The following is a 26,891-nucleotide window of genomic DNA, read 5'->3' as shown; positions in this document are numbered from 1 at the left end:
CTGCCAGACCCTGTAGGCCCGGTAAGGCGTAGCCGCCACCGGGCTAGATATCTCCCATCAGATGCTCCATCAGCAGTGGAATCGGTCTTCCCGACGCCACGCTCCGTCCGTTTTCTCGCCACAGCGCCGTACCGCTGATGTCCAGATGCGCCCACGGGATTGTCGGCGGGCAGAAGTGATGCAGCAGCCACGCCGCCGAGGCGCTGATTGCCGCATTGTTGGTCGGCGTGTTGCACAGGTCGGCGATGGCGCTGTCGGTCTGTTTTTTCAGCCGGGCGTCCAGCGGCAGGGACCACACTTCATCGCCGCTCTGCTTACCCGCCAGCGTCAGCGCCGCGCGCAGCGGTTCATCCTGCGTCATTAATCCGCTCAATTCATAGCCTAGCGCTTTGACGACTGCGCCGGTTAAGGTCGCCATATCAATAATATAGTGCGCCTGCGGATGGCGATGGCTGGCCCAGGCGATGGCGTCCGCCAGCACCAGTCGGCCTTCGGCATCGGTGTTGTTGATTTCCACCGTGGTGCCGTTACAGGCCGTTGCCACCGTGCCGGGCTGCATGGCGTCCGGCCCGACGGCATTTTCCGCAAGCGCCAGCACGCCCATCATGCGAACGGGAAGCCCCAGATCTGCGACGGTGAGCATCAACCCCAGCACGTTGGCCGCACCGCACATGTCGTATTTCATGGTGTACATGCCCGCACCGTCCTTCAGCCACAGGCCGCCGGTATCGAAGGTAATGCCTTTGCCGACATAGCAGCGCACCGGACCGTCGCTGGCACCGTCATAATGAATCGCCAGCAGGCGAGGCGGACAGGTCGCCCCTTTGCCGACGGCGTGCAGCAGCCCCAGACCTTGCTCAACGATTTGCTTTTCATCCAGCGCTTCACACCGCAGGGCAGGGAAGGCGGCACACAGTTTTTGCGCCTCTTCCACCACAAACTGCGGCGTGCAGCGATCCGACGGCGTATCGGCCAGGCGTCGCGCCGCGACCATGCCGTGGGCGATGGCCTGCTGCCGGCGGAAAATAACCGCCAGTCGGTCCTGCTGTTCGGGTAAGCAGAGCGCGGTGATATGTTCAACACGGACCTTGTCACTGGTTTTCTTCAACTGCAAATCACTCAGCCTGTGCGCCTGGTTAAACAGAAAGCGCAGCACCTGCGCAAGCACCACCTCGTCGATATTAGTCACGTCCAGTATCAGCTCGGGGCTGACGGGCGAGGCCAGCAGCGGGCGCAACGCCGTCAGTAATCCTTCGGTCAGGCTGTCCTGCCAGAGCGCATCCGGTAGCAGGGTGATTCGGGCAAACGGGGCACAGCCAAAGCGGGTATCTGCGATGCCGTCTGACTCGCGCATTTCTGCGACAAGTGCATTTTGCGGCAGAAGGTGACTGCCCGCGCGGGCAATCAAGTGGCTCTGCGGCTTTGCGTCAGAAAGCGCGGTGATAAACTGATACGTAATCATCATGACTCCTCAATCGGCGCGCGGATCCGCGCGGCGTAGGCCTGCATCCACTCCTCATCCACGGCGTGAAAATGCGTCTTTTCCTGCAGGCGCTCGGTACGATAAACGGTGAGAGGCTGGCGGGCCGTTGCGACCACGAACGAGAAGGTTTTGATGTTGGTTGCCGCGCCGAACTCGCCCCTGTTATTCATGCATACCACGGAGAGATCGCCCACGCGGCCGAAGCGCGACATCAGCTTGTCCTCCAGTTCGAACACCACGGAATCTGCCGCCTGCTGTGGCGTCATACCCTGCGCCATCCTGCGGACGATTTCGTAGCTGGTGCAGCCTTTCATCAGATCTTCACCGACGCCCGTGGCGGTGGCGGCGCCGGTTTCGCTGTCGCAGTAAAAGCCGGAGCCAATAATGGGCGAATCACCAATGCGGCCGCGCTTTTTCATAAACAGGCCGCTGGTGGAGGTGGCGACGCTCATCGAGCCCTGCTTATCAAGGCCGATAATGCCCACGGTGTCATGTCCGTCGTAAGGGCTTAAGCCTTTATCCAGCGTTTCGCGGCAGCGTTTGCGGTAGTGCTGCATGGCGCGGTCAGTGAGCATGGTTTTATCGGCAAAGCCCTGGCTCAGCGCCCATTCCCGCGCGCCCTGGCCGACCAGCAGGCTGTTGTAGCGCTGGCGGCTGAGCGCGTGCGCCACGCGCACCGGGTTGGCGATATCCACCAGATTGCCCACGGCGCCAAAGGCCAGCGTGTCGCCGTCCATATAGGCGGCGTCCAGCTCCACCTCGCCGTTTTCGGTGGGTAGTCCGCCGTAGCCGACGGATTTATAAAACGGAAAGTCCTCGACGGCGGCGACGGCATCCACCACCGCCGGAGCGACAGGTTTGCCCGCAGCCAGCGCAGATGCAGACTCCGTGACGCCTTCAAGCGCCATTCGCCAGGTTGCGATAATTCCCCACATGCTTTACTCCTGTTTTGCAAGGGTGGTGTCGGTTTGCGTAACGCTGGCCATTTCCGCCGCGCGGTACTGTTTATCCAGGATACGCATGAAAGGCAGGTACAGCATGGCGCCAATCAGCAGGTTGAGAAGCTGCATGACGCTGCCGCTCAGGTGCCCGGTGACGATAAAGCCGCTGATCACCGGCGGCAGCGTCCACGGAATGAACACCCCGGTGGTGACGGCAACCGCGCCAATTTTCATCGCCGCATACTGAACGGTAACCAGCACCAGCGGCACCAGGTTGAACGGGATAAGCATGATCGGGTTCATGATCACCGGCAGGCCAAACAGAATCGGTTCGTTGATGTTGAACACCGACGCGCCCGCGCCGAGGCGCGCCACTTCGCGCATGTTTTTACTGCGGGCGAAAATCAGCATCGCAATCACCAGCGACAGCGTGGCCCCCGCACCGCCCATCCAGATCATGTCAAAAAACTGTTCGGTGATAATGTGCGGCGGCGTTGTGCCTGCCTGAATCGCCGCGATGTTGTCGGTCTGGTTCTCCATCCACAGCGGACGAATAATGCCGTTAATCATTGAGCCGGAGTTAATGCCTACGGACCACAGAATGGTGATGCTGAATACCGTCATCAGCGCGCCAAAGTATGAGGTGCCATAGTGGCGCACCGGCGTGGCAACCACGTCGTAAATAAACTGGTGGATGGTACTGTAGTGGGTGTTTTCAAAGACGATACGGATACCCAGCACCAGAATCATCACCAGCAGAGCCGGGATCAGCGCGGCGAACGACTCCTGCACCGCCGGAGGTACGCCGTCCGGCATGTTGATCACCAGTTTTTTGCGCTTGAGCCAGCAGAACAGCTCCGTCCACAGCAGGGAACCGATCATCGCCACGAACAGCCCTTTGCTGCCAATCCACTCCACCGGAATGACGGTAATACCGCCGTTTTCCGCCACCTTAATAAACGGCGTGAGGATCAGAAAGGCGACCAGCGAAAGAATGCCGCAGGAGATGCGGTCTTCCCCGTAGTGTTCCGCCAGGCGGAACGCCACCAGGAAGCTGATGAACAGCGACATGGTGGAGAACACCGCGTTGAACGGTATTTCAATAATGGCGCTCCAGCTCTCACCAAAGGCCTGAGACATAAACTGCTGATAGGTTTGATTCGGGAAAGAGGAGATCACCAGCAGAATAGAGCCGACGATGATAAACGGCATGAATGACACGTAGGCGCCGCGAATGGCCCCGAGATGACGCTGTTGTGCCGTTTTGGCCGCCAGCGGCATCAGTTTTGCTTCAAGAAATCCCAGAACATTGTTCATTGTGAACTCCGTACAAGATTGAGTGGCGTTGTTTATGTTATGTCTGTGGATTATCAGTGAAGCGCGGCGAGCGAAAGGTGAAATCGGTCACAAAGCGTTCGCTGGTGTTATATAAATCTCATATGATTAGTTAATGGAATTATCGGGATGGAAATTAAACTGCACGCTAATGCCACCACCACGCCGCGCATCCGTCGCTATCTTCAGCAGTCAGACAAAAGCGACAGAGAGCTGGCCGTTGAGCTTGGGATCTCGGTCACGACCGTCAGGCGCTGGCGTAACCGCGAGCAGGTTTCGGATAACCAGACGACACCGAAAGTGATACACAAAGCGATGAGACAAGATCAGGTCGCACTGGTGAATGCCCTGCGTGACGTCTCGGGCGCGCCGTTAGATGAACTGCTGCAGATGGTCAACGGCGTGCTGGGGATCCCCGTGTCCCGGGCGACATTGAATCGCTATCTCAAACCGGCCTCTGCGAAACAAAAAGGGGCGCCGTTGCAGGGGAAAAAGGCGCTGAAGGCAGGCATTATGCCGCACGCGCTGACGCTGCATCATCTGCCTTTGTCGCTTCACATGGACGATGGCGGGGAGCAACACCTGCTCTGGGCGCGTGAGCCGGTGAGCGGCTGGTGCTATGCCCGGCTTTTTGCGGGACGCTCGCCTCAGCTCTTTAACACCTGGACGCAGGCGCTGCTTGATGCCTGCCCGGCTGATATACAATCTATTGAGACTTTTGGCTTTGAGGTGACGCTAACGGTGCAGAACGTGGCTGTGAAAACGCATCCACATAAACACAATGCGCTTCAGGTGGCGGTGCCGTTACGCGATATTATTCCACGCGTGAATGATGAACCCGCAGGAGCGGTGCTGATCGCGCTGTGCGAGTTTTACAACCGGGGGAAAACGCAGAAAAAGCTGGGGGAAAGTACGCCGCAGGCCTTTCTGGAAGCGCTGCGGCATAAGGGCTAGAGGATCTCGAGCACGTCTTCCGGCGGACGTCCAATGCGCGCCTTGCCGTTCGCCACCACAATCGGGCGTTCAATCAGCTTTGGATTCTCAACCATCGCCTGCACCAGCTGGTCCTCTGACAAACGTGAGTCGTCCAGATTGAGCGACTTATACAGGTCTTCTTTCTGGCGCATCAGCTCTCTGGCGCTGCCCATTCCCAGCATGTGCAGCAGCTGACGAAGGGTTTGTGCATCCGGCGGCGTTTCGAGATACAGCACCACCTCTGGTTCAACGCCGTTAGATTTCAACAGGCTGAGGGTATCCCGGCTCTTGGAGCAGCGAGGGTTATGGTAGATTTTTACCGCGTCTGTCATGTTTTTTCTTCCTTATTACATCTTTTCGTACGGCTTGAAGCGCTGCTGCAGAGCGCGCAGCTGATCGATGCGTGCATCGTAGCGGGCCTGCTGCAGGCTGCCGAGTTTGACCTGCGAGCTGGCGCTGCTCAGCATAGAAATGGCTTGATCGAGACGACCGACCAGCGCAAAGCCTTCGGCACGTGCCGCCAGCTCCTGATCGCGGTTACCGAGCTGGGCTTCAACCTGCGCGAGCAGATCCCAACCGTTTTGATCGTCTTTATTGTTAAAGGTGTAGCGGTTCAGAATGGTCGCCGCTTCGGCAGGCTGACCGCCCTGTAAGTAAGCGTTCGCCAGGTTAAGCTGCAACACCGGGTTGGTGCGAACGTCTTTTGCCCCTTTCAGGCGGTTGATGGCGTCGGTGGCTTTTTTCTGTCCCAGATCGATATCGGTTGAGAGGTCGAGATACCACGGGTTGTTTGGCTCGGCGGCCAGCAGCGGCTGCAACGCTTTACGCGCCTCGTCATATTTACTGGCCTCCATCGCCTGCAGCGCCTGACCATATTGAGCCGCGTTTTTCTCCCGCACGTTGCCTTTGGAGAGCGCGTCCAGCAGATCGCTGGTGAGCTGGTTACGCCCGGAATTGTACATCCCCAGGGTTCTCACCTTTGCCATGTAGAAATCTTGTGAGGACTGCACCACAACCGGACGCATCTGGTTAGCTCGGTTACGGGCGTCCGACAGTCGGCTTTCAGGTAACGGGTGCGTCAGCAGGATTTCCGGTGGACGTGAGGAGTAACGCGCCTGATCGAGCAGTTTTTCGAGGAAGCTCGGCATGGCCTGCGGGTCAAAGCCTGAACGCTGCAGCACCTGAATCCCGATGCGGTCCGCTTCCTGTTCGTTTTGCTGGGTAAAGCTGATCATCCCCTGGCGGGTGCCCGCCAGCGTCCCGGTCAGTGCCGCCATCCCGGCCTGCGGGCTGGCCATCGCCAGCAGAATAGAGCCCAGCGCACCAACCCAGGTCAGCGGGGCGTTACGTTTCTGGTCTTCCATCGCACGCGCCAGATGACGCTGGGTAACGTGCGAAATTTCGTGCGCCATGACGGATGCCAGCTGGCTTTCGTTATCGGAATAGCGGAACAACGCCGAATGCAGCACCACGTTGCCGCCAAAAAAGGCGAAGGCGTTGATTTCGTCGTTATTAATTAAATAGAAGTGGAAAGGGGTTTTTACCGAATCGGCGTGCGCGACCAGCCGCATGCCCAGACCATTGATGTACTGCACCAACAGCGGGTCATTGATCAGCGGGGCGCTGCCGCGCAGCTGGCGAACATAGTAGTCGCCCATTTGCATCTCCTGACCGATGGAGAGCGTGCTTCCTGCTGTGGTACCCATGTCCGGCAACGAGTCGGCCGAATCAGCGAAGGCGGGTGCAGCCTGACCGACAGTCAGTGCGGCGATAAGTGTCGCAACCAGTGTTTTTCTCAACTGCCTGAACATAACCACTGTCCTGTATTTTGGATGTGTCAATTTGACCGATGAACCGGCATATCGTTCATCTCCACTGACCTGCGAGTGTAGCCGTGTTGCGACATGAAGAAAATCCCATTCATCAGGCTTTTGCGAATCGTTACAGTGATACAAAAAGCGAAAGTCTTTTTTGTGACAGTTAGATACAATTCAGCCTCTCACTCCCGCCATTCGATTCAGGGAAGGGTTGTATGCTCGAAATGTTAATGCAGTGGTATCGGCGTCGGTTTAGCGACCCGGAAGCCATTGCTTTGCTGGTTATTCTGGTTGCCGGGTTCGGTATTCTGTTCTTCTTTAGCGGCCTGCTTGCGCCGCTGCTGGTGGCGATTGTGCTGGCGTATTTGCTGGAGTGGCCAACGGCGCGTCTGGAAAATATCGGCTGTTCCCGCCGCTGGGCCACCAGCATCGTACTGGTACTGTTTGTCGGCATAGTGTTACTGATGGCATTTGTGGTCATGCCGGTTGCCTGGCAGCAGGGGATCTACCTGATCCGTGATATGCCCGGCATGTTGAATAAGCTCTCTGATTTCGCCGCCACGCTGCCGCGTCGTTATCCCGCCCTGATGGATGCCGGGATTATTGACGCGATGGCCGAAAACATGCGCGCCCGCATCATGACGATGGGCGACTCGGTGGTGAAATACTCTCTGGCCTCGCTGGTCGGCCTGCTGACGCTGGCGGTTTACCTTGTGCTCGTGCCGTTAATGGTCTTCTTCCTGGTAAAAGATAAAGAACAGATGCTTAACGCCGTCAGGCGCATACTGCCGCGTAACCGTGGTCTGGCAGGGCAGGTCTGGCAGGAGATGAACCAGCAGATCACCAACTACATTCGCGGCAAGGTGCTGGAGATGATTGTGGTGGGTGTCGCGACCTGGATTGGCTTCCTGATTTTCGGCCTGAACTACTCGCTGCTGCTGGCGGTGCTGGTGGGGCTGTCGGTGCTGATCCCGTATATCGGTGCCTTCGTGGTGACCATCCCGGTGGTGGGCGTCGCGCTGTTCCAGTTTGGTCTGGGTACGGAGTTCTGGAGCTGCTTCGCGGTGTACCTGATTATTCAGGGACTGGACGGTAACCTGCTGGTGCCGGTGCTGTTCTCGGAAGCGGTAAACCTGCATCCACTGGTGATTATTCTGTCAGTGGTGATTTTCGGCGGGCTGTGGGGATTCTGGGGCGTGTTCTTTGCCATTCCGCTGGCGACGCTGATTAAAGCCGTGGTTCACGCGTGGCCGGATGTGCCAGCGATGGAAGAGAAGTAGGTTTTGTGCGGCCTGTTGTCCTCACCCCGACCCTCTCCCACGGGGAGAGGGGGAAAACACTAAAAACGGCAACCTGGGTTGCCGTTTTGCTGTTTATCAGGCACTTGCTTTCAGCCAGTTCAACACCACGTCGTGGTGGTTGCTGGTTTTGAAGTCGTCAAACACATGCTCAACTTTACCGTCAGCGTCAATCAGGAAGCTGATGCGGTGAATACCGTCGTAGGTTTTACCCATAAACGTTTTCTCACCCCAGACGCCGAACTGCTCGCAAACCTGGTGGTCTTCATCGGAAAGTAGCGTGAAGTTCAGGATCTCTTTTTCCGCAAATCGTGACAGCTTTTCTGGCTTGTCAGTGCTGATGCCCAACACTTCTACACCGACTTTTTTCAACTCATCCATGTTGTCGCGCAAGCCGCAGGCCTGTACGGTACAGCCCGGCGTCATGGCTTTCGGGTAGAAATAGACCAGAACACGCTGTCCCTGGAAGTCGGTCAAATTTACTTGCTCGCCGTCTTGATCCGGCAAGCTAAATTTCGGTGCGATGTCACCGGCTTTCAGTGGATTCATTACTCAACTCCATCCTGTTCGTGCTGCGAATAATTTACGACGCTTATACTGCCCTGCGCGTTTAATTCTGTACAGAGGGCTTTGAACGCTTGCTCGATATTTGACGCATCCTGTGATGCAGGGCTGTGCGCGGTAATTTGAATAAACAGCACCGGAAGAGCATGGTCATCGCTTGGCTGCGTACGGGAAACCAGTTCGGCAATGTTCATCTGATGGCTGTCAAAAAGCGCCGTAAAACGCTCAATCAAATGCGGTGAATCAGGCACTTCAACCTGCACCCAGACGGTGGAAGGCAGTGCCGGACGCGGACGCGCGGTGGTGCGCTTCATCACTATCAGCAAATCCAGCTCGGCACCCTTCAGCGGCAGGGTTGATTCAATCAACGTAATGGCGTTCCAAGTGCCGGAAAGCAGCATAATAAACGTGAACTCATCGCCAAGCATAGCGAGACGGCTGTCTTCGATATTACAGCCGCAGCTGCTTACGTGGCGGGTGATGGTGTTCACGATACCCGGCCTGTCAGCACCCAGCGCAGTGATAACCAGGTAATGTTGTGATGAGGTTGTCAAACCTGTTCTTCCTTTGCTTGGTTAAGTCTTCCTAAGGAAAGCATAAAAAAAACATGCATACAACCGCCTGAGCGCCTCAGGTCGCTTGCTTTTATTACAGTTCCAAACGTAACATTGAGACTCTTGTTCGCACAGAGGATGGCTCATGTTCACGGGAAGTATTGTCGCGCTTGTTACACCGATGGATGAAAAAGGTAATGTCTGCCGGTCAAGCATGAAGAAGCTCATTGATTACCATGTCGCCAATGGAACCTCGGCGATCGTTTCGGTAGGGACTACCGGTGAATCTGCCACGCTGAGCCACGAAGAGCACGGCGATGTGGTTATGCTGACCCTGGAGCTGGCTGATGGACGTATCCCGGTCATCGCAGGAACAGGGGCTAACGCAACCGCAGAAGCTATCAGCCTGACTCAACGTTTTAACGACAGCGGCATTGTTGGCTGTCTGACCGTCACGCCTTACTACAACCGTCCAACTCAGGAAGGTTTGTTCCAGCATTTCAAAGCCATCGCAGAACATACTGACTTGCCACAAATTCTGTATAATGTGCCGTCCCGTACCGGTTGCGATATGCTGCCGGAAACCGTTGGCCGTCTCTCGAAAGTAAAAAATATTATCGGGATTAAAGAGGCGACAGGGAACTTAAGCCGCGTTCATCAGATCAAAGAGCTGGTTTCAGATGACTTTATCCTGTTGAGCGGCGACGATGCGACCGCGCTGGACTTTATGCAGCTCGGTGGTCATGGCGTGATCTCCGTAACGGCTAACGTTGCGGCCCGCGATATGGCGGAAATGTGCAAACTGGCCGCGGCCGGTCATTTTGATGAAGCTCGCGTGATTAATCAGCGTCTGATGCCATTGCACAATAAATTATTTGTCGAACCCAATCCGATCCCAGTGAAATGGGCGTGTAAGGAATTGGGACTTGTAGCATCCGACACGCTGCGTCTGCCAATGACGCCGATTACCGACCACGGTCGTGAAATTGTCGCTGGCGCGCTGAAGCATGCCGGTTTGCTGTAAAGTTTAGGGAGATTTGATGGCTTATTCAGTACAGAAGTCGCGCCTGGCGAAGGTTGCGAGTGTTTCGCTTGTTATGCTGCTCGCTGCCTGTAGTTCGGACTCGCGCTACAAGCGCCAGGTGAGCGGTGATGAATCCTATCTGGATGCGGCGCCGCTTGCTGAACTTCATGCACCGGCTGGCATGATCCTGCCGATTCAAAACGGCGATTATAATATCCCCGTCACTAACGGCAGTGGTCTTGTCGGTAAAGCGCTTGATATTCGTCCACCTGCTCAGCCTCTGGCGCTGGTGAGCGGTGCGCGTACCCAGTTTACCGGTGATACGGCATCCCTGATGGTTGAAAACAGCCGCAACAGCACGCTGTGGCCGCAGGTTGTCAGCGTTATTCAGTCGAAGAACTACACGATTGATAAACGCGATGATGCCAGCCAGACGTTAACAACGGACTGGATCGAGTGGAACCGCCTGGATGAAGATCAGCAGTACCGTGGTCGTTATCAAGTCTCCGTTAAACCGCAGGGTTATCAGCAGGCGGTTACCGTTAAGCTGTTAAACCTGGAGCAGGCGGGTAAACCGGTTGCTGATGCTGCATCTATGCAGCGTTACAGCACCGAAATGCTGAACGTCATTGCAGCGGGTCTGGATAAGAACGCGACTGACGCCGCTAACGCAGCGCAGAACCGCAGTGGTTCTTCCTACGACGTGCAGAGCGCGGCGGATGACACCGGTCTGCCAATGCTGGTGGTGCGTGCACCGTTTAACCAGACCTGGCAGCGTCTGCCAGCGACGCTGGAAAAAGTGGGCATGAAAGTGACCGACAGCACGCGTTCAACCGGTAGCATGACGGCAACCTACAAGCCGCTGTCTGACAGCGCATGGCAGGAACTGGGCGCGAAAGATCCTCAGCTTGCCTCCGGTGACTACAAAATTCAGGTAGGTGACCTCGATAACCGCAGTAGCCTGCAGTTTATCGATCCGAAAGGTCACACGCTGACCCAGGCGCAGAATGATGCGCTGGTCGCCGTCTTCCAGGCGGCATTCAGCAAATAAATACAAGGGCTGGTGAATCCAGCCCTTTTTATTTTCGTGCCACGCAAACGTGTGCGTGGCATAATATCCCCAGTTTTGAACACAAATCATCACACCAGGAGTAATGAAGATGCAGAAGCAAGCTGAGTTGTATCGTGGCAAAGCGAAGACCGTATACAGCACGGAAAACCCGGATCTGTTGGTGCTCGAGTTCCGCAATGATACGTCAGCAGGGGATGGCGCACGCATTGAACAGTTCGATCGTAAAGGCATGGTGAACAACAAGTTCAACCACTTCATTATGAGCAAACTGGCCGAAGCGGGTATCCCGACCCAGATGGAAGCGTTATTGTCCGATACGGAATGTCTGGTGAAAAAACTGGACATGGTTCCGGTTGAGTGCGTCATTCGTAACCGTGCCGCTGGCTCCCTGGTGAAGCGTCTCGGCATTGAAGAAGGTATCGAACTGAATCCACCGCTGTTTGACCTGTTCCTGAAAAACGACGCCATGCACGACCCGATGGTCAACGAATCTTACTGCGAAACCTTCGGCTGGGTGAGCAAAGAGAATCTGGCGCGTATGCAGGAGCTGACCTACAAAGCGAACGATGTGCTGAAAAAACTGTTTGATGACGCAGGGCTGATCCTCGTCGACTTCAAGCTGGAGTTCGGTCTGTTCAAAGGCGAAGTGGTGCTGGGCGATGAGTTCTCCCCGGACGGCAGCCGCCTGTGGGATAAAGAAACCCTGGATAAAATGGATAAAGACCGTTTCCGTCAGAGCCTGGGTGGCCTGATTGAAGCGTACGAAGCGGTTGCTCACCGTTTAGGCGTTAAGCTCGACTAATCTCCTCAATTGCCAAAGGATATTCATATCCTTTGGCGTCTTACCCTTGTTTACTATGGTAATCTTGTCATTAACCGCCTACGATCATAGCTATTATTAATGGAATAGTTCGAGGTGGTTATGCGCTGGCAAGGGCGTCGTGAAAGTGACAATGTAGAAGACAGGCGCAGCAGTGGCGGCGGCGGCCCTTCAATGGGCGGTCCCGGCTTCCGGTTGCCCAGTGGAAAGGGCGGTATCATCCTGCTGATTGTGGTGCTGGTCGCAGGGTATTACGGTGTGGATCTCACCGGTTTGATGACCGGGGAGCCGCTCCAGCAACAACAGTACTCGCAGCGCTCCATCAGCCCGAACGAAGATGAAGCGGCCAAATTTACCTCCGTTATTCTTGCGACCACAGAAGAAACCTGGGGCCAGCAGTTCGAGAAAATGGGGCGTACCTATCAGCAGCCGAAGCTGGTGATGTACCGCGGTGCGACGCGCACCGGATGCGGTACCGGACAGTCCGTGATGGGGCCGTTCTACTGCCCGGCGGACAGCACTGTCTATATCGATCTCTCATTTTATGATGACATGAAAAGCAAACTGGGTGCCGACGGCGATTTTGCCCAGGGCTATGTGATCGCGCATGAGGTCGGCCACCACGTGCAAAAATTGCTCGGCATCGAGCCTAAAGTGCGTCAGCTTCAGCAGAATGCGTCTCAGGCTGAAGTGAACCGTCTTTCTGTCAAAATGGAGCTGCAGGCGGACTGCTTCGCCGGCGTCTGGGGCAATAGCATGAAACAGCAGGGCGTTCTGGAAACGGGCGACCTTGAAGAGGCGCTGAACGCCGCGCAGGCCATCGGCGATGACCGTCTCCAGCAGCAAAGCCAGGGGAGAGTGGTACCAGACAGTTTCACTCACGGTACATCAGAGCAGCGTTACAGCTGGTTTAAACGTGGCTTCGACAGCGGTGACCCTGCGCAATGTAATACCTTCGGCAAAGCGATGTAATGTTGCCGTTTGAACATCTGATCAGCCAGCTCAGGCGTAAAGGTCATCGTCGTTTGGTTGTACTCAGCGGCGATGCGCATTGGACATTGACGCAGGCGGTGGCCCTGCGCGATGCCCAGCCTGGAGACTGGCTGTGGCTGGATGAACACCCGTCGAAAGCTATCAGCGGGCTGCTGGGGCGTGAGTTTCAGCACGCGGTTTTTGATGCTCGCGCGGGGTTCGACGTCTCGGCCTTTGCCGCCCTCAGCGGGACGCTGCGCGCCGGGAGTCTGCTGGTGCTGCTGGTTCCGCCTTTCTCCGTCTGGGCGGAAACACCGGACAGCGACTCCGTTCGCTGGAGCGACAGCGCCGAGCCTATCGCCACGCCGCATTTTGTGCACCATTTCCAGCGCACCATCGCCGCTGACCCTGACACTATCCTGTGGTGCCAAAACCAACCGCTAGCGCTTCCTCCGTTTCCTGAAACCCCTGACTGGCAGCCAGCCAGCGGCGACCCGCAGCGTGAGCAGGCTGACATCCTGCGTACGCTCCTGGCCATGAATACTGGCGTCGTGGCGGTCACGGCACCTCGTGGACGCGGAAAGTCAGCGCTTGCAGGAATGTTGCTAAAGCGTATTCAGGGCAATGCGGTAGTGACTGCACCGGCGAAAGGGGCAACGGATGTCCTCGCCCGTTTTGCGGGAGAGCATTTTCACTTTATGGCACCGGATGCCCTGCTCGCCTCGACGCTGCAGGCCGACTGGCTGATTGTCGATGAGGCGGCCGCCATTCCGGGACCGCTTCTTGAAAAGCTGGTTGAGCGTTTTCCCCGCGCTCTGTTGACCACCACGGTTCAGGGTTATGAAGGAACAGGCCGGGGTTTTCTGCTGAAGTTTTGCACCCGATTCAGCGGGTTGCAGTCTTTCACCTTAACAGCGCCGGTTCGCTGGGCTGCCGGGTGCCCCCTCGAGCGGGTGGTGTCAGCGATTCTGCTGTTTGACGATGCGCTCATCGACCAGAAACCGGAAGGTGACGTGCGTTTAACGTCGCTGGAGCCGCAGATGTGGGAAAGCAATCCGGCGCGTGTGGCAGGCGTTTATGAGCTGTTATGTGCCGCGCATTACCGCACGTCCCCGCTTGATTTACGCCGGATGATGGACGCGCCGGGACAGCATTTTACCGTTGCTGAAACCGACTCAACCCTCGCCGGTGCTCTCTGGCTGGTGGAGGAGGGCGGCTTATCCCCAGAGCTTAGTCGCGCGGTGTGGGCGGGTTTTCGTCGGCCGCGTGGGAATCTGGTGGCGCAGTCTCTGGCTGCCCACGGCGGCTCGCCTCTGGCGGCGACGCTTAAGGGCCGACGGATCACGCGTATTGCCGTTCATCCCCATCGTCAACGGGAAGGTATTGGTCGTCGGCTTATCCGTAGCGCCAGCGGGGAGGATTATCTCTCCGTGAGTTTTGGCTATACCGACGAGCTGTGGCGCTTCTGGCAGCAGTGCGGCTTTGTGCTGGTGCGGATAGGTAGCCACCGCGAAGCGAGCAGCGGCTGCTTCACCGCGATGGCGTTGCTGCCGCTCAGCGAGGCGGGGCATCAGCTGTGCGCGCAGGCACATCAGCGTCTGCGGCGTGACGCCCGGGTCCTCTCGGCCTGGAATGGCGAAAAGATCCCGGTGTCAGATGGCTGGGAAGCTACCCTTAATAATGACGACTGGCAGGAGCTGGCGGGGTTTGCCTTTGCCCATCGGGCGTTCTCGACCTCCGTTGCCGCGTTAACCCGCTTGCTGTTAAACGTGGATATGCCGCTCCCGCTTTTGCGCAGTAAACTGGCGGGGGAAACGGATAACGCCGGGCGAAAATCCTTGCTGGCGAACCTGCGCAAAGAAACAGCACAAGCGCTTGAAAGTCTTGATGAAACACGCTGTCAGAAGTTGAAAGGCGACATTTTGCAATGGCAATTTTTTCAATGACTTCATCAGTAAAGTGGCATGGTCATTACCCCACAGAGGCGTAGAATCCTGCTCATCACTTAAGGAGATCGCCATGAAACACGACCATTTTGTTGTTCAAAGCCCTGAAAAACCGGCTAAACAGTTACTGCTGCTGTTTCATGGTGTTGGCGATAACGCCGTCAATATGGGGCAGATTGGCAGCTGGTTTGCGCCAGTTTTCCCGGATGCACTGATTGTCAGCATCGGCGGCGTAGAGCCTTGCGGCCCTGAAGGTCGCCAGTGGTTTTCGGTGCAGGGTGTGACGGAAGAGAACCGTCAGGCGCGCATCGATGCCATCATGCCGACCTTCATCGATACCGTACGCTACTGGCAGCAGCAGAGCGGCGTGGGCGCTGACGCAACGGCGCTGATTGGTTTTTCACAGGGGTCAATTATGTCGCTGGAGAGCGTGAAAGCGCAGCCGGGGCTGGTATCCCGCGTGATTGCCTTTAACGGTCGTTTCGCCACTCTGCCCGGCAGCGTGACGACGCAGACTACCATTCATTTGATCCACGGTGGTGAAGATCGGGTGATTGAGCTTTCGCATGCGGTTGCCGCGCAGGAATCGCTTATCCGCGCTGGCGGGGACGTCACGCTGGATATCGTTGACGATCTGGGGCACGCGATTGACGACCGCAGCATGCAGTTTGCGCTCGATCGTTTGCGTTATACCGTGCCGAAGCACTACTTCGACGAAGCGCTCAGCGGTGGTAAGCCGAATGATGATGATATTGTAGAGTTTATGTGAGGTTTCCCCCTCTCCCAGGGAGAGGGGAAACAGATCGATTACTTCTTCTGGTCCTTTTTCGGCCAGTCGTCTTCATCGTCCCACTTGTCGTTAAAATCACGATGTGGCGGAAGATCCGGTTTGTTGGCGAGGAACTTCTTATGGTCAACGCGCTTCAGATCTTTAATCACGTTCAGCAGCACGCCTACCAGAAACACCAACACCAGAATCCACCAGTACTTTGAAAGCCAGTCCATTCGCTAATCCTCTAAGCAGTCGTCAGGCGACGAGCTGCTCCATAATACGTTGATACATACGGGCCAGCAGTTGTAAATCAGCCGCGTTGACACATTCATTGATTTTGTGAATGGTCGCGTTTACTGGACCCAGTTCGACAACCTGTGCACCCATACGGGCGATAAAGCGTCCGTCAGAGGTGCCGCCAGTCGTCAGCAGCTGTGGCTTAATTTCATTATAGTGTGCGATGGCGTTCACTACCGCATCTACCAGCTTTCCACGCTGCGTCAGGAACGGTTGGCCGGACACCCACCACTCCACGGTATAGCGCAGCTGGTGTTTTTCCAGCAGTGCGATCACGCGGGCTTTGATCATCTCGTCGGTCAGTTCCGTGCTGAAGCGGAAGTTGAACTGTACAAAGCAATCCCCAGGGATGACGTTGTTGCTGCCGGTTCCGGCCTTGACGTTGGCAATCTGCATGCTGGTTGGTGGGAAGAATTCGTTGCCTTTGTCCCACTCTATCCCCACCAGTTCGTTCAGCATCGGCGCGGCACTGTGCACCGGGTTGTCGGCCAGGTGAGGATAGGCCACGTGCCCCTGCACACCGTGAATGGTCAGATTACAGGTCATGGACCCGCGACGACCGTTTTTCACGACATCGCCCACCACTTCGGTGCTGGATGGCTCACCCACCAGGCAGTAGTCGAGACGTTCGTTACGCGCCATCAGCGCGTCAACGACTTTCACGGTACCGTTATGCGCGCTGGCTTCTTCGTCGGAGGTGATCAAAAACGCGAGACGATTTTTATGATTAGGATGCTGGGCAACGAAACGCTCTGCGGCCACGACCATGGCCGCCAGTGAGCCTTTCATGTCTGCCGCACCGCGGCCAAACAGCATACCGTCGCGGATGGTGGGTTCGAACGGGGGATTGATCCAGCGGTCTGCATCACCCGCGGGAACCACATCCGTATGCCCGGCAAACGCCAGCGTTTCCCCCTGACCGCGCCAGGCCCAGAAGTTCTGCGTATCGCCAAAATCCATGCGCTCAACGGTAAAACCGATGGCACGCAGACGCTCAATCATTAATGCCTGACAACCTGCATCGTCCGGGCTAAGAGAAGGACGGCGGATAAGCTGCTGAGTCAGCTCAATGACCGGGCATGACATAGACTACACCTCAACGAAAAAAGTCAGAATAAAGGGTTTCACTGAAACCCAGCAGCATAGGCTGACCTGGCTTGCAGAGCAATGGTCGTTTGATAATTGCTGGCATTTCAAGCATCAGTTCTGCCGCGCTGTCCGCATCGGTGATACCGGCGCGGACGGATTCATCCAGTTTACGCCAGGTGGTGCCCCGGGTATTGAGCAGCGCTTCCCAGCCCAGTTCACCGATCGCGGTATGCAGAAATTCTGCATCCAGACCGTCAGCACGGTAATCGTGAAAGCGGTACTCTACGTTGTTTGCTTCAAGCCAGCGGCGGGCTTTTTTGATAGTGTCGCAATTTTTAATGCCGTACATCACAACCATAGTGAATCCTTTTGTTCTTATGCAGAAGGAATGTTCAATAAATTCGAAGATATATCCTTAAGTGGAATATAACACATTCAGGAATTCTCTTGATTTACAATTCTCCTTAATTCACCTCACACCTGTAAGCTGAATATTCTTTCATCATTTAAGCATAGATGTCTATCAGGTTTAAATCTCTAATAAAGTCAGTGGTTAAATATCTAATCATCTGCTCGTAGGGTTATTTCAAAATATTGCTGGCGGTCACACAAAATTTAAGGGCGTGCGTTCATATTTATCATAAATCCACCGGGGATAGCGGGGTACAATCACTGCAATTGGTTAAATAGTCTTCACAATGATGATACGTTTCCGTAGAATGCGCATAATAATAAGAGAGGTTGTTATGATTGAACGTGAACTGGGGAACTGGAAAGATTTTATCGAAGGCATGCTTCGTAAATGACATTCAGTAAGAATTGCAAGCGCACTTAAATAAGTAAAATAACCATAGTGTGAATGAATCACACAATAAAAAGGCGGCTACGAAAGCCGCCTTTTTTATTTCATTGGTTACTCAGGCTTTTCCTTCAGCGGGAAGCGACGTCGCACCAGCACAAAGAACAGCGGCACGAAATAAATAGCCAGAATCGTGGCTGAAATCATCCCCCCCATCACCCCGGTACCGACCGCATGCTGGCTGCTGGAACCGGCACCCGAACTGGTCGCCATCGGCAGTACCCCGAAGACAAACGCCAGAGAGGTCATCAGAATCGGGCGTAAACGCTGGCGGCAAGCGTACAGCGTTGCGGCTAGCAGGTCCTGGCCTTTCGCATTCATCTCATTGGCAAATTCCACGATCAGAATGGCGTTTTTGGCCGACAGGCCAATAACGGTCAGCAGCCCCACCTGGAAGTAAACATCGTTCTCCAGGCCGCGCATCCAGGTTGCCAGCAGCGCACCGATGACGCCTAACGGCACCACCAGCATTACCGAGAACGGTACTGACCAGCTCTCATACAGTGCGGCAAGGCAGAGGAAAACTACCAGCAGCGACAGGGCGTACAGCGCAGGGGCCTGTGCACCTGAGAGCCGCTCCTGATACGACATCGCCGTCCACTCCAGGCCAAACCCGGTTGGCAACTGCTGCACCAGTTTTTCCATAATATCCATCGCGGTACCGGTACTGACGCCCGGCGCGGCTTCACCTACGATCTCCAGCGCCGAGTAGCCGTTGTAGCGTTCCAGGCGCGGTGAGCCGGTTTCCCAACGCGACGTGGCGAAGGCGGAGAACGGCACCATGCCCCCTGCGTTATTACGCACATACCAGCGGTTAATATCGTCCGGCAGCATACGGTATTTGGCGGCAGACTGAACGTAGACCTTTTTCACGCGGCCGCGATCCATAAAGTCGTTAACGTAGCTTGAGCCCCAGGCCGTTTGCAGCGTGTCGTTGATGTCATCAATGGATACGCCGAGCGCCTGCGCTTTACGCTGGTCGATATCGACCTGGAGCTGCGGGCTGTCATCCAGGCCGTTGTGACGGACGCGGGTCAGCTGTGGATCCTTGCTGGCCAGATCGAGCAATTTATCGCGCGCAGCCATTAACGCGTCATGTCCGGCTCCCGCGTGATCCTGCAGTTCCATATCAAACCCGGCGGAACTCCCCAGACCGCTGATGGCCGGAGGGCTGCTGGCAAATACGCGCGCTTCTTTGATATGGCTGAAGGCTTTCGTCGCGCGTTCAATAATGGCGAACGAGGAGCCTGTGTCGCTGTCGCGCTGATCCCAGTCTTTCAGGCGCACGAACATGCGTGCGACGTTCTGCCCGTTCCCGCCCGGGCCCGAGCCGACGGTGGAGAAGACGGAAACAACGTTATCTTTCTCTTTGGTGTGGAAATAGTTCTCAACCTTCTGCACCACCTTCAACGTTTGTTGCTGCGTAGAACCGCTTGGCAGTTGAACGGAGGTGATAAACATGCCGCGATCTTCCAGCGGCAGGAAGGAGGTTGGCAGACGCAGGAACAGGAACACCATTCCGCCTAATAGCAGGACATAAATCGCCATCCAGCGCACGCTGCGATGCAGGATCTTACCCACGCCCGCCTCATAGCGCGCCGCGTTGCGGTTGAACATGCGGTTAAACCAGCCGAAAAAGCCTTTTTGCCCGTGATGCTCGCCTTTATGTAACGGCTTGAGGAGGGTGGCGCAGAGGGCAGGGGTGAGGATCATCGCCACCAGCACCGAGAGCACCATCGCGGAGACAATCGTGATGGAAAACTGGCGGTAAATCGCACCGGTGGTGCCGCCAAAGAACGCCATCGGGATAAACACCGCTGAGAGCACCATCGCAATACCAACAAGCGCGCCCTGTATTTGCCCCATCGATTTTCGCGTGGCTTCGCGCGGCGAGAGTCCTTCTTCGCTCATGATGCGTTCGACGTTTTCCACCACCACGATGGCGTCATCCACCAGCAGGCCAATCGCCAGCACCATCGCGAACATGGTTAAGGTATTGATACTGTAACCAAAGGCATACAGCACGGCGAAGGTGCCGAGCAGCACCACCGGAACGGCAATGGTGGGAATAAGCGTGGCGCGGAAGTTTTGCAGGAACAGGTACATGACCAGGAACACCAGCCCGATCGCTTCCAGCAGGGTTTTCACCACGTCTTCAATAGAGGCTTTAACGAAGGAGGTGGTTTCGTAGGCGACTTTGTATTCCAGCCCGTGCGGGAAATAGTGCGACAGTTCGTCAAGGCGATTTAGCACCAGTTCAGCGGTTGCCATTTCGTTCGCGCCGGAGGCCAGCTTCACCCCTAAGCCGGATGCCTGGTTACCGTTAAAGCGGCTCAGATAATCATACTTTTCCGCGCCCATTTCCACGGTCGCGACATCGCCCAGCCGCACTTCAGAGCCGTCCTGATTGACCCGCAGCGTGATATTACGGAACTGATCGGGCGTCTGGAGCAGGGACTGAGAGTTAATGGTCGCGTTCAGCGCCTGGTTATCGACAGAGGGTGTACCGCCCAGCTGACCGACGGCGATCTGAGCGTTCTGCGATTCGATGGCGTCAGTCACGTCTTTGGCCGTCATCTGCACGCTGTTCAGCTTGTTGGGATCCAGCCAGATGCGCATGGAATACTGCGAGCCGTAGGCGTCGATATCCCCCACGCCGTTAATACGGCTGAGCGGATCCTGGATATTACTCGCCACGTAGTCAGCGATATCCTGCTTATCCATCGAACCATCGGTGGAGACAAACGCGATGGTTAAAATATTGGTGTCACCGGTTTTACGTACGGTCACGCCCTGGTTCTGCACCGCCTGCGGTAGCTTACGCAGGGCAGACTGGAGCTGGTTTTGCACCTGCTGCACCGCCTCATCCGGGTCGGTTCCCGCCGTAAAACTCAGTGTCACCGTAGCCTGACCGGTGGCGCTGCTCTGTGAGGACATGTACATCAGGTTATCGAGACCCGTCATGTTCTGCTCGATCACCTGGGTGACGGTATTTTCCAGCGTCTGGGCTGATGCGCCAGGATAGTTTGCCGTGACGCGCACATTTGGCGGCGCCAGATCGGGGTATTGCTCAACAGGAAGTGAAGTAATCGCCAGAACACCCGTCAGACATAACAGAATGGCAAGTACCCAGGCAAAAATGGGGCGATCGATGAAGAAATTCGCCATGAAAGTGTGACCTCGTTTTGCTGCACGTCATTATTGTTTATTGCCCGCATAACTTTAGCGGTTAGGCCCAGGTCAAACGTGGAGAAATAAAGGAGATAATGTAAATTATCATGCGCTTTTCCCTGCGCGTTCCCCTTTACCGTTATTTACCCGCCAGCGCTGCGGGTGTACGGAAAGTGACGGTGACCTCCGTTCCGCCGTTTTTCGGCTGTGAAAAGCGCAGCGTTCCGCCGAGCCGTTCTGCACGTTCGCGCATGATGTTCAGCCCGTAATGGCCCGGTGGTTCGTTCGCCTCGCCAATGCCAATACCGTTATCGCGTACCGCCACGCTGTGCGTACCGTCAGCGGCGGTAATGCAGCTGACGGTGATCTCGCTCGCGTCGGCATGTTTGATGGCGTTCAGCACCGCTTCACGCACAATCTGCAGCAAATGCACCTGTTTTTGCGCATCCAGGGCCAGGGATGAGAGTCGACAATCGAGAACCAGCTTCGCCTTCGTCTGGGTTTGCAATCCCTCGAGAGACTCCTGCAGCGCGGCGGGCAGGTTTGCGTGGTTGAGCGTCAGGCGGAAGGTGGTGAGCAGTTCACGCAGCTGGTGCCAGGCGTTGTTAAGCTCGCGCGAGAAGTCCGTGATGATGGTCTGCGCCTGGGCATTCTCATCCGGGACGGTGCGTTTGAGCAGGGCAAGCTGAATGCGCAGATAGGACAATACCTGCGCCAGCGAATCATGCAGTTCGCGGGCGATGGTGGCGCGCTCTTCCATCAGCAGCAGCTGTTGATAGTGTTTTTGCGCCTGGTTGAAGTAAAGCCCGCGCCCCAGCATCGTCGCCACGCTCTTCATCAGCGGGAGTGACACGCCCCCGGTCTCGCTCTGCCAGCGCAGTTCGCCATACAGGGTGTCCTGCATCAGAACAGGCAAACTGTGCAGTTTCGCGCCTTCGGCTTCGCTGCCTTCGAACAGTTGCCAGTCGTCACTGGTCCGCAGCGCCAGATAATTTATCTGCGTGTATTCATGCACGATCTGCAAAATATGCCTGAAACAATGGCTGTCTATCTGTCCGGTATTCAGCGCCTGAGAACATTTGAACAGCATTTCGAGCTGCTGATGCGCCTCATTCAGGTGCTGCGTCTTTTCGTCCACGGATTGCTCCAGCGAGCGATAAAGCGAATGCAGTTCCGCTGACATATGGTTAAACGCGCGGGAAAGCTGGCCCAGCTCGTTGGGCAGGGCGGTATCCGGTGCGGGCGTATCAAATTGTCCCTGTTCGATACGCTCGCTGGCCGCGACCAGATTGTTCAGCGGCAGTACCACCTGACGGCGGATCCGCCGCAGCGTCGCCAGCGCCAGCAGCAGAATGCTCAGTCCACCCGCCAGCGACATCAGGATCACCAGCTGAATTTTATGTTCGGTGTAGTGCTGAAGCGCCAGCACAAAGGCATCAATACGGCCGACGAAATCCTCAATGTGGGCCTGATACCAGGCGGTGTCGCCGCTGGCGATGCGCTGGCTCATCTCCTGCCAGGCAAGATGCAGCTGGTGGTAGCGCTGTTTAACATCGTCCGGCACATACCAGCGGTTCAACGTCTGCAGCGCAGGGGCGCTCAGCGTCTGCTGCCAGGCTTCACGGTGTTCCATCAGTGACGGGCTGGCGCGCTGCATCTCGTAGCCCAGGCGGTAGCTCTGCATACGCAGCGAACCCGCAATGTTAATCGCCTCAGCGTCTCGCTGGCTGCTGGCGAGTGTCATCAGCGCGATGGCGCTGGTCATAACGGATAACACAATCATCGAAAAGAAAGCCCGAGCCAGGCTTCCGGAAACAGGGCGTTTAACGGTCACAAATCAGCTTCCTGAATAAATTGATCTGCCACAGGTTCACTGGAGATAGTTCGGCTTTCTGGGCATTTGAACATTGCCTGAACACGTCACCGTGGCTAAATACAGTACATATAGAAAGAATAAGGTTATTGAACCAAAAACAGGTGTCGTTATGAATCGTTTTATTATGGCCAACAGCCAGCAATGCATAGGGTGTCGTGCCTGTGAGGTCGCGTGTGTGATGGCGCACAACGATGAGCAACATGTTCTGAGTGAGCGCCATTTTCATCCCCGTATTACGGTCCTCAAATCAGAGGGGAAGAACAGTCCCGTTACCTGCCACCATTGCGAAAATGCCCCCTGCGCGCACAGCTGTCCGAACGGGGCTATCAGCAAGCACAGCGACAGCGTACAGGTGAATCAACATAAATGCATTGGTTGCAAAGCCTGCGTGGTAGCCTGCCCGTTCGGCACGATGGACATCATCGTTACGCCGCTGGATAACGCGAGCGTGAAGGCGTCGGCGCACAAATGCGATCTCTGCCTGGGGCGGTCTCAGGGGCCTGCCTGTATTGAAAACTGCCCGGCTGACGTGCTCACGCTTGCCACACCCGCCGTGCTGGATAACCTGTCGAAAGCGCGGCGCACGCGCACCGCGCGACAGGAAGCGCAGCCGTGGCACGGCGAGGCGGTGCAACAGGTTCAGCCGCAAACCAAACTACAGCAGTTGCACAATACTCCTCCACGGGGCGAGCCAGACAAGCTGCCGGCGCAAGAACGCGCCTGCCATTTCAACGAAATCTATCTGCCGTTTCGGGCTGAACAGGCCAGACGTGAGGCGTCCCGCTGCCTGACCTGCGGGGAGCACAGCATCTGCGAGTGGACCTGCCCGCTGCACAACCACATTCCGCAGTGGATTGCGCGCGTCAACGCGGGGGATATCACCGGCGCGGCAGAGCTCTCCCACCAAACCAACTGTTTACCGGAAATTACGGGCCGCGTTTGCCCGCAGGACCGCTTATGCGAGGGAGCCTGCACGTTGCGCGATGAGTCGGGTTCCGTGACCATTGGTAATATCGAGCGCTACATCTCAGACCAGGCGCTGGCGATGGGCTGGACGCCGGACATGAGCGGCGTCCTCCCGGTGGACAAGCGGGTGGCCATTATTGGTGCGGGCCCGGCAGGGCTGGCGTGCGCCGACGTGCTGGTACGCAGCGGCGTGAGCGTGACGGTGTATGACCGCCATCCGGAAATCGGCGGACTGCTGACGTTTGGCATTCCCGCCTTCAAGCTGGATAAATCCCTGCTCGCGCGGCGCAGAGAGATATTTACCGCGATGGGGATCCGGTTTGAACTCAACTGCGAAGTGGGGCGCGATGTCTCTCTGACGCAGCTGCAGCGTGATTATGATGCCCTGTTTATTGGCGTAGGGACCTACCGCTCCATGAAGGCCGGTATCCCTCATGAAGATGCGCCGGGTGTCTATGACGCGCTGCCGTTCCTGGTGGCAAACACCCGCCACCTGATGGGGCTTGAGTCGAGCGCCTCTGAGCCGTTTATCGACACGCAGGGGCTGAATGTGGTGGTACTCGGCGGAGGGGATACGGCGATGGATTGCGTGCGAACCGCGCTGCGGCAGGGGGCCGCCAAAGTGACCTGTGCCTATCGCCGGGACGAGGCCAACATGCCGGGGTCGAAAAAAGAGGTGAAGAACGCGAAAGAGGAGGGGGCGGCGTTTGAATTTAACGTCCAGCCCGTCGAGCTGACGCTTGCTTCGGACGGGAAGGTCAACGGTATCCGGATGCTGCGCACCGAACTGGGTGAACCGGATGCGCAGGGGCGTCGGCGTCCCGTTCCGATTGCAGGCAGTGAGTTCGTCCTGCCTGCCGATGCGGTGATCATGGCGTTTGGCTTTAATTCGCACGCGATGCCCTGGCTGCAGGCCCAGGGCGTGGAAACGGATGACTGGGGGCGCATCATTGCCTCTGTCGAAGGACAGTATCGTTACCAGACCAGCAACCCGCAAATTTTTGCCGGAGGTGACGCTGTGCGCGGTGCCGATTTAGTGGTCACTGCGATGGCTGAGGGGCGCCATGCGGCGCAGGGTATTCTCGACTGGCTTGAGATAACAGCGCCAACGGCGCACTAAATCCGACCGGCGACAAAGCGCGCTCCACGGCGTAGTATAACTGCACTCATTATGTCGTGGAGCCCGTATGACCCTCAAAATTGACGTTATTAAAGACAAAATCCTGTCCGAAAATTACTTTGTCCTGCATAACATCACCTATGATTTAACGCGTAAGAATGGTGAAGTGATCCGCCACAAGCGCGAGGTCTACGACCGTGGCAATGGCGCAACCATTTTGCTCTACAACCGTGAAAAACAGAGCGTGGTATTGATTCGCCAGTTTCGGGTGGCGACATGGGTGAATGGCAATCCTGACGGACGATTAATTGAAACCTGCGCAGGCCTGCTAGACGATGATGAGCCTGAGGTTTGTATCCGCAAAGAGGCCGTTGAAGAAACGGGCTTTGAAGTGGGTGAGGTGAAAAAGGTGTTCGAACTGTTCATGTCGCCAGGCGGCGTGACGGAAATTGTCCACTTCTTCATTGCGGAATACCACGATGCGCAGCGCACTCACCGGGGCGGTGGCGTCGAGGATGAAGATATTGAGGTGCTGGAAATGCCGTTTTCTCAGGCAGTGGCAATGGTGAGAAGCGGAGAGATCAGGGACGGTAAAGCCGTAATATTGTTGCAGTACCTGCAAACGACCGGGATCATGAGCCCCTCTTTCGAACGGTGATAGATTACATTTCAGATAAATCTATCCGATAAATCCGATTGAGCAAGCCCGGTTCGGACACGAAGATACTGCCCAGTTTGACGTTTTCGTTTCCGGGATTGTGCCATTCATGCGCTACTGCGTTTTTATTCTCTTCCTGTTTTGCGTGCTACCCGCGCCATTGGTGTGGGCTGCTCCCGCCCAGCAGTCCTTCTCTGACTGGCAGGTCACCTGCAATAACCAGAATTTTTGCGTTGCGCGAAATACCGGTGAACATCGCGGTCTGGTCATGACGCTCAGCCGCAGCGCGGGCGCGAAAACGGACGCCACGCTGCGGATCGATCTTGGTGGGCTTTCTGACCCCGCCGTGAAAGAGCCTGATATCGCGCCGCGACTGCTGCTGGATGACGTACCGCTTAAGCTTTCGCCTCAGCACTGGCAATTAACGCCCTGGCATCTGAAGACTGACGATGCCGCCACCATCACCGCTTTTTTGAAAAACATTCAGGAAGGGCACGCTCTGACGTTGAAGGGTGGTAAGCAGGTTATCTCACTGGATGGCCTGAAAGCGGCGCTGCTGTTTATCGATGCCCAGCAAAAACGCGTCGGCAGCAAAACCGCCTGGATAAAAAAAGGGAACAGTCCGCCGCTGAGCGTGCCGCCCGCACCCGCATTAAAAGAGGTGGCGGTCGTCAACCCGACACCGACGCCGCTGACCCATGAAGAGTTGAACGACCTGCTGGATTATGGCACCTGGCGGATGAATAACAGTCAATGCTCGCTTGATCCGAACCGCCGTGAAGTCCGCGTTACCGCGTTAACCGATGACAAAGCGCTGCTGATCGTCAGCTGCGAAGCCGGGGCGTATAACACCGTCGATTTGGCATGGCAGGTTTCGCGCAAAAAGCCGTTTTCTGCCCGTAGCATCAGGTTGCGTCTGCCATTTACCCCTTCAAGCAACAGCAGTGAGATGGAGCTGATGAATGCCAGCTTCGATGAGAAAACGCGTGAGCTGACCACGCTGGCGTTAGGGCGGGGCATTGGGGACTGCGGGATCCAGACGCGCTGGCGTTTTGACGGCCAGCGCTTCCGCCTGGTCCGCTATGCGGAAGAGCCCAGCTGTGATAACTGGAACGGGCCAGATGCGTGGCCTACGCTGTGGATCACGCGGTAGTTTTTTTGCCGGGTGGCGGCTACGCCTTACCCGGCCTACGAATCTTGCGGTCTGTGACAATGTGCCGGATCTAGAACACTTCGAACCGTAGGCCGGGTAAGCGACAGCGCCACCCGGCAACGCAGACCG

24 protein-coding genes are annotated in these 26,891 nt (G+C 56.4%); 12 read left to right on the top strand and 12 right to left on the bottom strand.

The window, feature by feature from the left end:
* Positions 1-43 precede the first annotated feature (43 nt).
* The 3 genes from AC2T6E_RS19325 to celB are packed head-to-tail and all read right to left on the bottom strand — an operon-like array spanning position 44 to position 3,741.
* Complete coding sequence (locus AC2T6E_RS19325; protein ID WP_431642471.1) at positions 44-1,462, bottom strand: leucyl aminopeptidase family protein; 1,419 nt, start codon at positions 1,460-1,462, stop codon at positions 44-46.
* A complete protein-coding gene (locus AC2T6E_RS19320; RefSeq protein ID WP_148400487.1) occupies positions 1,462-2,418 on the bottom strand; it encodes a glycosylasparaginase in 957 nt (318 codons plus the stop codon). Before AC2T6E_RS19320 ends, AC2T6E_RS19325 begins: the two co-directional genes overlap by 1 nt.
* Positions 2,419-2,421: 3 nt before the next feature.
* Positions 2,422-3,741, bottom strand: coding sequence for a PTS cellobiose transporter subunit IIC (gene celB, locus AC2T6E_RS19315; RefSeq protein WP_126816148.1), 1,320 nt, complete (start codon positions 3,739-3,741; stop codon positions 2,422-2,424).
* A 147-nt stretch (positions 3,742-3,888) separates the two neighbouring features.
* On the opposite strand from celB, the gene AC2T6E_RS19310 reads away from it, so the two are divergent.
* A complete protein-coding gene (locus AC2T6E_RS19310; protein WP_265186025.1) occupies positions 3,889-4,713 on the top strand; it encodes an XRE family transcriptional regulator in 825 nt (274 codons plus the stop codon).
* Here the strand turns inward: AC2T6E_RS19310 and arsC are convergent.
* Entirely contained in the window at positions 4,710-5,066 is a 357-nt protein-coding gene (gene arsC, locus AC2T6E_RS19305; protein WP_120157741.1) for an arsenate reductase (glutaredoxin), read from the bottom strand. The genes AC2T6E_RS19310 and arsC overlap by 4 nt on opposite strands.
* Before the next feature lie 15 nt (positions 5,067-5,081).
* A complete protein-coding gene (gene bepA, locus AC2T6E_RS19300; protein WP_010433840.1) occupies positions 5,082-6,545 on the bottom strand; it encodes a beta-barrel assembly-enhancing protease in 1,464 nt (487 codons plus the stop codon).
* Positions 6,546-6,766: 221 nt separating this feature from the next.
* Here bepA and AC2T6E_RS19295 point away from each other — a divergent pair, with 221 nt between their 5' ends.
* Positions 6,767-7,831, top strand: a complete 1,065-nt coding sequence (locus AC2T6E_RS19295) for an AI-2E family transporter (protein ID WP_486692892.1) — start codon at positions 6,767-6,769, stop codon at positions 7,829-7,831.
* A 96-nt stretch (positions 7,832-7,927) separates the two neighbouring features.
* Here the strand turns inward: AC2T6E_RS19295 and bcp are convergent, their stop codons facing one another.
* Positions 7,928-8,398: a thioredoxin-dependent thiol peroxidase gene (gene bcp / locus AC2T6E_RS19290; protein ID WP_120157742.1), complete on the bottom strand. Its 471-nt coding sequence runs from the start codon at positions 8,396-8,398 to the stop codon at positions 7,928-7,930.
* Complete coding sequence (locus tag AC2T6E_RS19285) at positions 8,398-8,967, bottom strand: glycine cleavage system transcriptional repressor (protein WP_042715787.1); 570 nt, start codon at positions 8,965-8,967, stop codon at positions 8,398-8,400. The genes bcp and AC2T6E_RS19285 overlap by 1 nt, the downstream gene beginning before the upstream one ends.
* Positions 8,968-9,112: 145 nt before the next feature.
* Between AC2T6E_RS19285 and dapA the strand changes: the two genes are divergently transcribed.
* The 6 genes from dapA (at position 9,113) to ypfH (ending at position 15,570) form a co-directional block, all read left to right on the top strand.
* Positions 9,113-9,991, top strand: a complete 879-nt coding sequence (gene dapA, locus AC2T6E_RS19280) for a 4-hydroxy-tetrahydrodipicolinate synthase (protein ID WP_010433831.1) — start codon at positions 9,113-9,115, stop codon at positions 9,989-9,991.
* Positions 9,992-10,007: 16 nt separating this feature from the next.
* A complete protein-coding gene (gene bamC / locus AC2T6E_RS19275; protein ID WP_108416690.1) occupies positions 10,008-11,042 on the top strand; it encodes an outer membrane protein assembly factor BamC in 1,035 nt (344 codons plus the stop codon).
* Positions 11,043-11,151: 109 nt separating this feature from the next.
* Positions 11,152-11,865 (top strand): phosphoribosylaminoimidazolesuccinocarboxamide synthase, encoded by a 714-nt coding sequence (gene purC, locus AC2T6E_RS19270; protein ID WP_010433825.1) that lies wholly within the window; start codon positions 11,152-11,154, stop codon positions 11,863-11,865.
* 120 nt (positions 11,866-11,985) lie between these two features.
* The gene (ypfJ, locus tag AC2T6E_RS19265; protein WP_029485160.1) at positions 11,986-12,855 is read left to right on the top strand and encodes a KPN_02809 family neutral zinc metallopeptidase; all 870 of its coding nucleotides are present in this window, start codon (positions 11,986-11,988) and stop codon (positions 12,853-12,855) included.
* A complete protein-coding gene (locus tag AC2T6E_RS19260; protein WP_486692888.1) occupies positions 12,855-14,801 on the top strand; it encodes a tRNA(Met) cytidine acetyltransferase TmcA in 1,947 nt (648 codons plus the stop codon). Before ypfJ ends, AC2T6E_RS19260 begins: the two co-directional genes overlap by 1 nt.
* Positions 14,802-14,874: 73 nt before the next feature.
* Positions 14,875-15,570 carry an esterase gene (gene ypfH / locus AC2T6E_RS19255; protein ID WP_010433816.1) on the top strand — a complete coding sequence of 232 codons (696 nt, stop codon included), beginning with the start codon at positions 14,875-14,877 and terminating at the stop codon, positions 15,568-15,570.
* 38 nt (positions 15,571-15,608) lie between these two features.
* Here the strand turns inward: ypfH and AC2T6E_RS19250 are convergent, their stop codons facing one another.
* Genes AC2T6E_RS19250 through AC2T6E_RS19240 form a run of 3 tightly spaced genes read right to left on the bottom strand, consistent with a single transcriptional unit; the run spans position 15,609 to position 17,317 of the window.
* Entirely contained in the window at positions 15,609-15,806 is a 198-nt protein-coding gene (locus AC2T6E_RS19250) for a YpfN family protein (protein ID WP_000383991.1), read from the bottom strand.
* 22 nt (positions 15,807-15,828) lie between these two features.
* On the bottom strand, positions 15,829-16,956 hold the full coding sequence (gene dapE / locus AC2T6E_RS19245; protein ID WP_260662402.1) for a succinyl-diaminopimelate desuccinylase: 1,128 nt from the start codon (positions 16,954-16,956) through the stop codon (positions 15,829-15,831).
* Positions 16,957-16,966: 10 nt separating this feature from the next.
* A complete protein-coding gene (locus AC2T6E_RS19240) occupies positions 16,967-17,317 on the bottom strand; it encodes an ArsC family reductase (RefSeq protein WP_148400482.1) in 351 nt (116 codons plus the stop codon).
* Positions 17,318-17,705: 388 nt separating this feature from the next.
* On the opposite strand from AC2T6E_RS19240, the gene ypfM reads away from it, so the two are divergent.
* Positions 17,706-17,765: a protein YpfM gene (ypfM, locus tag AC2T6E_RS19235; RefSeq protein WP_015572204.1), complete on the top strand. Its 60-nt coding sequence runs from the start codon at positions 17,706-17,708 to the stop codon at positions 17,763-17,765.
* Positions 17,766-17,872: 107 nt separating this feature from the next.
* On the opposite strand, the gene acrD is transcribed toward ypfM, so the two are convergent.
* Both acrD and narQ read right to left on the bottom strand, forming a co-directional pair.
* Entirely contained in the window at positions 17,873-20,986 is a 3,114-nt protein-coding gene (gene acrD / locus AC2T6E_RS19230; protein WP_211447395.1) for a multidrug efflux RND transporter permease AcrD, read from the bottom strand.
* Between the two features lie 142 nt (positions 20,987-21,128).
* Positions 21,129-22,823, bottom strand: a complete 1,695-nt coding sequence (narQ, locus tag AC2T6E_RS19225; protein WP_262185964.1) for a nitrate/nitrite two-component system sensor histidine kinase NarQ — start codon at positions 22,821-22,823, stop codon at positions 21,129-21,131.
* A gap of 151 nt (positions 22,824-22,974) precedes the next feature.
* Between narQ and aegA the strand changes: the two genes are divergently transcribed.
* From aegA to AC2T6E_RS19210, 3 genes are all read left to right on the top strand, one after another.
* Complete coding sequence (gene aegA / locus AC2T6E_RS19220) at positions 22,975-24,951, top strand: formate-dependent uric acid utilization protein AegA (RefSeq protein WP_486692886.1); 1,977 nt, start codon at positions 22,975-22,977, stop codon at positions 24,949-24,951.
* 67 nt (positions 24,952-25,018) lie between these two features.
* Complete coding sequence (gene nudK, locus AC2T6E_RS19215; RefSeq protein WP_486692884.1) at positions 25,019-25,609, top strand: GDP-mannose pyrophosphatase NudK; 591 nt, start codon at positions 25,019-25,021, stop codon at positions 25,607-25,609.
* A gap of 109 nt (positions 25,610-25,718) precedes the next feature.
* Complete coding sequence (locus tag AC2T6E_RS19210; RefSeq protein WP_108416681.1) at positions 25,719-26,762, top strand: DUF1176 domain-containing protein; 1,044 nt, start codon at positions 25,719-25,721, stop codon at positions 26,760-26,762.
* The last annotated feature ends 129 nt before the right edge of the window (positions 26,763-26,891 follow it).

The sequence above is a fragment of the Enterobacter sp. B79-1 genome, from assembly GCF_057444735.1.
This window is presented reverse-complemented; position numbering and strand designations above follow the sequence as displayed.

What these genes read in the sequence shown, in the direction of transcription:
- AC2T6E_RS19325 (WP_431642471.1), bottom strand. Translation starts at nt 1,462, where the DNA reads ATGATTACGTATCAGTTTATCACCGCGCTTTCTGACGCAAAGCCGCAG.
- AC2T6E_RS19320 (WP_148400487.1), bottom strand. Translation starts at nt 2,418, where the DNA reads ATGTGGGGAATTATCGCAACCTGGCGAATGGCGCTTGAAGGCGTCACG.
- celB (WP_126816148.1), bottom strand. Translation starts at nt 3,741, where the DNA reads ATGAACAATGTTCTGGGATTTCTTGAAGCAAAACTGATGCCGCTGGCG.
- AC2T6E_RS19310 (WP_265186025.1), top strand. Translation starts at nt 3,889, where the DNA reads ATGGAAATTAAACTGCACGCTAATGCCACCACCACGCCGCGCATCCGT.
- arsC (WP_120157741.1), bottom strand. Translation starts at nt 5,066, where the DNA reads ATGACAGACGCGGTAAAAATCTACCATAACCCTCGCTGCTCCAAGAGC.
- bepA (WP_010433840.1), bottom strand. Translation starts at nt 6,545, where the DNA reads ATGTTCAGGCAGTTGAGAAAAACACTGGTTGCGACACTTATCGCCGCA.
- AC2T6E_RS19295 (WP_486692892.1), top strand. Translation starts at nt 6,767, where the DNA reads ATGCTCGAAATGTTAATGCAGTGGTATCGGCGTCGGTTTAGCGACCCG.
- bcp (WP_120157742.1), bottom strand. Translation starts at nt 8,398, where the DNA reads ATGAATCCACTGAAAGCCGGTGACATCGCACCGAAATTTAGCTTGCCG.
- dapA (WP_010433831.1), top strand. Translation starts at nt 9,113, where the DNA reads ATGTTCACGGGAAGTATTGTCGCGCTTGTTACACCGATGGATGAAAAA.
- bamC (WP_108416690.1), top strand. Translation starts at nt 10,008, where the DNA reads ATGGCTTATTCAGTACAGAAGTCGCGCCTGGCGAAGGTTGCGAGTGTT.
- purC (WP_010433825.1), top strand. Translation starts at nt 11,152, where the DNA reads ATGCAGAAGCAAGCTGAGTTGTATCGTGGCAAAGCGAAGACCGTATAC.
- ypfJ (WP_029485160.1), top strand. Translation starts at nt 11,986, where the DNA reads ATGCGCTGGCAAGGGCGTCGTGAAAGTGACAATGTAGAAGACAGGCGC.
- AC2T6E_RS19260 (WP_486692888.1), top strand. Translation starts at nt 12,855, where the DNA reads ATGTTGCCGTTTGAACATCTGATCAGCCAGCTCAGGCGTAAAGGTCAT.
- ypfH (WP_010433816.1), top strand. Translation starts at nt 14,875, where the DNA reads ATGAAACACGACCATTTTGTTGTTCAAAGCCCTGAAAAACCGGCTAAA.
- AC2T6E_RS19250 (WP_000383991.1), bottom strand. Translation starts at nt 15,806, where the DNA reads ATGGACTGGCTTTCAAAGTACTGGTGGATTCTGGTGTTGGTGTTTCTG.
- dapE (WP_260662402.1), bottom strand. Translation starts at nt 16,956, where the DNA reads ATGTCATGCCCGGTCATTGAGCTGACTCAGCAGCTTATCCGCCGTCCT.
- AC2T6E_RS19240 (WP_148400482.1), bottom strand. Translation starts at nt 17,317, where the DNA reads ATGGTTGTGATGTACGGCATTAAAAATTGCGACACTATCAAAAAAGCC.
- acrD (WP_211447395.1), bottom strand. Translation starts at nt 20,986, where the DNA reads ATGGCGAATTTCTTCATCGATCGCCCCATTTTTGCCTGGGTACTTGCC.
- aegA (WP_486692886.1), top strand. Translation starts at nt 22,975, where the DNA reads ATGAATCGTTTTATTATGGCCAACAGCCAGCAATGCATAGGGTGTCGT.
- nudK (WP_486692884.1), top strand. Translation starts at nt 25,019, where the DNA reads ATGACCCTCAAAATTGACGTTATTAAAGACAAAATCCTGTCCGAAAAT.
- AC2T6E_RS19210 (WP_108416681.1), top strand. Translation starts at nt 25,719, where the DNA reads ATGCGCTACTGCGTTTTTATTCTCTTCCTGTTTTGCGTGCTACCCGCG.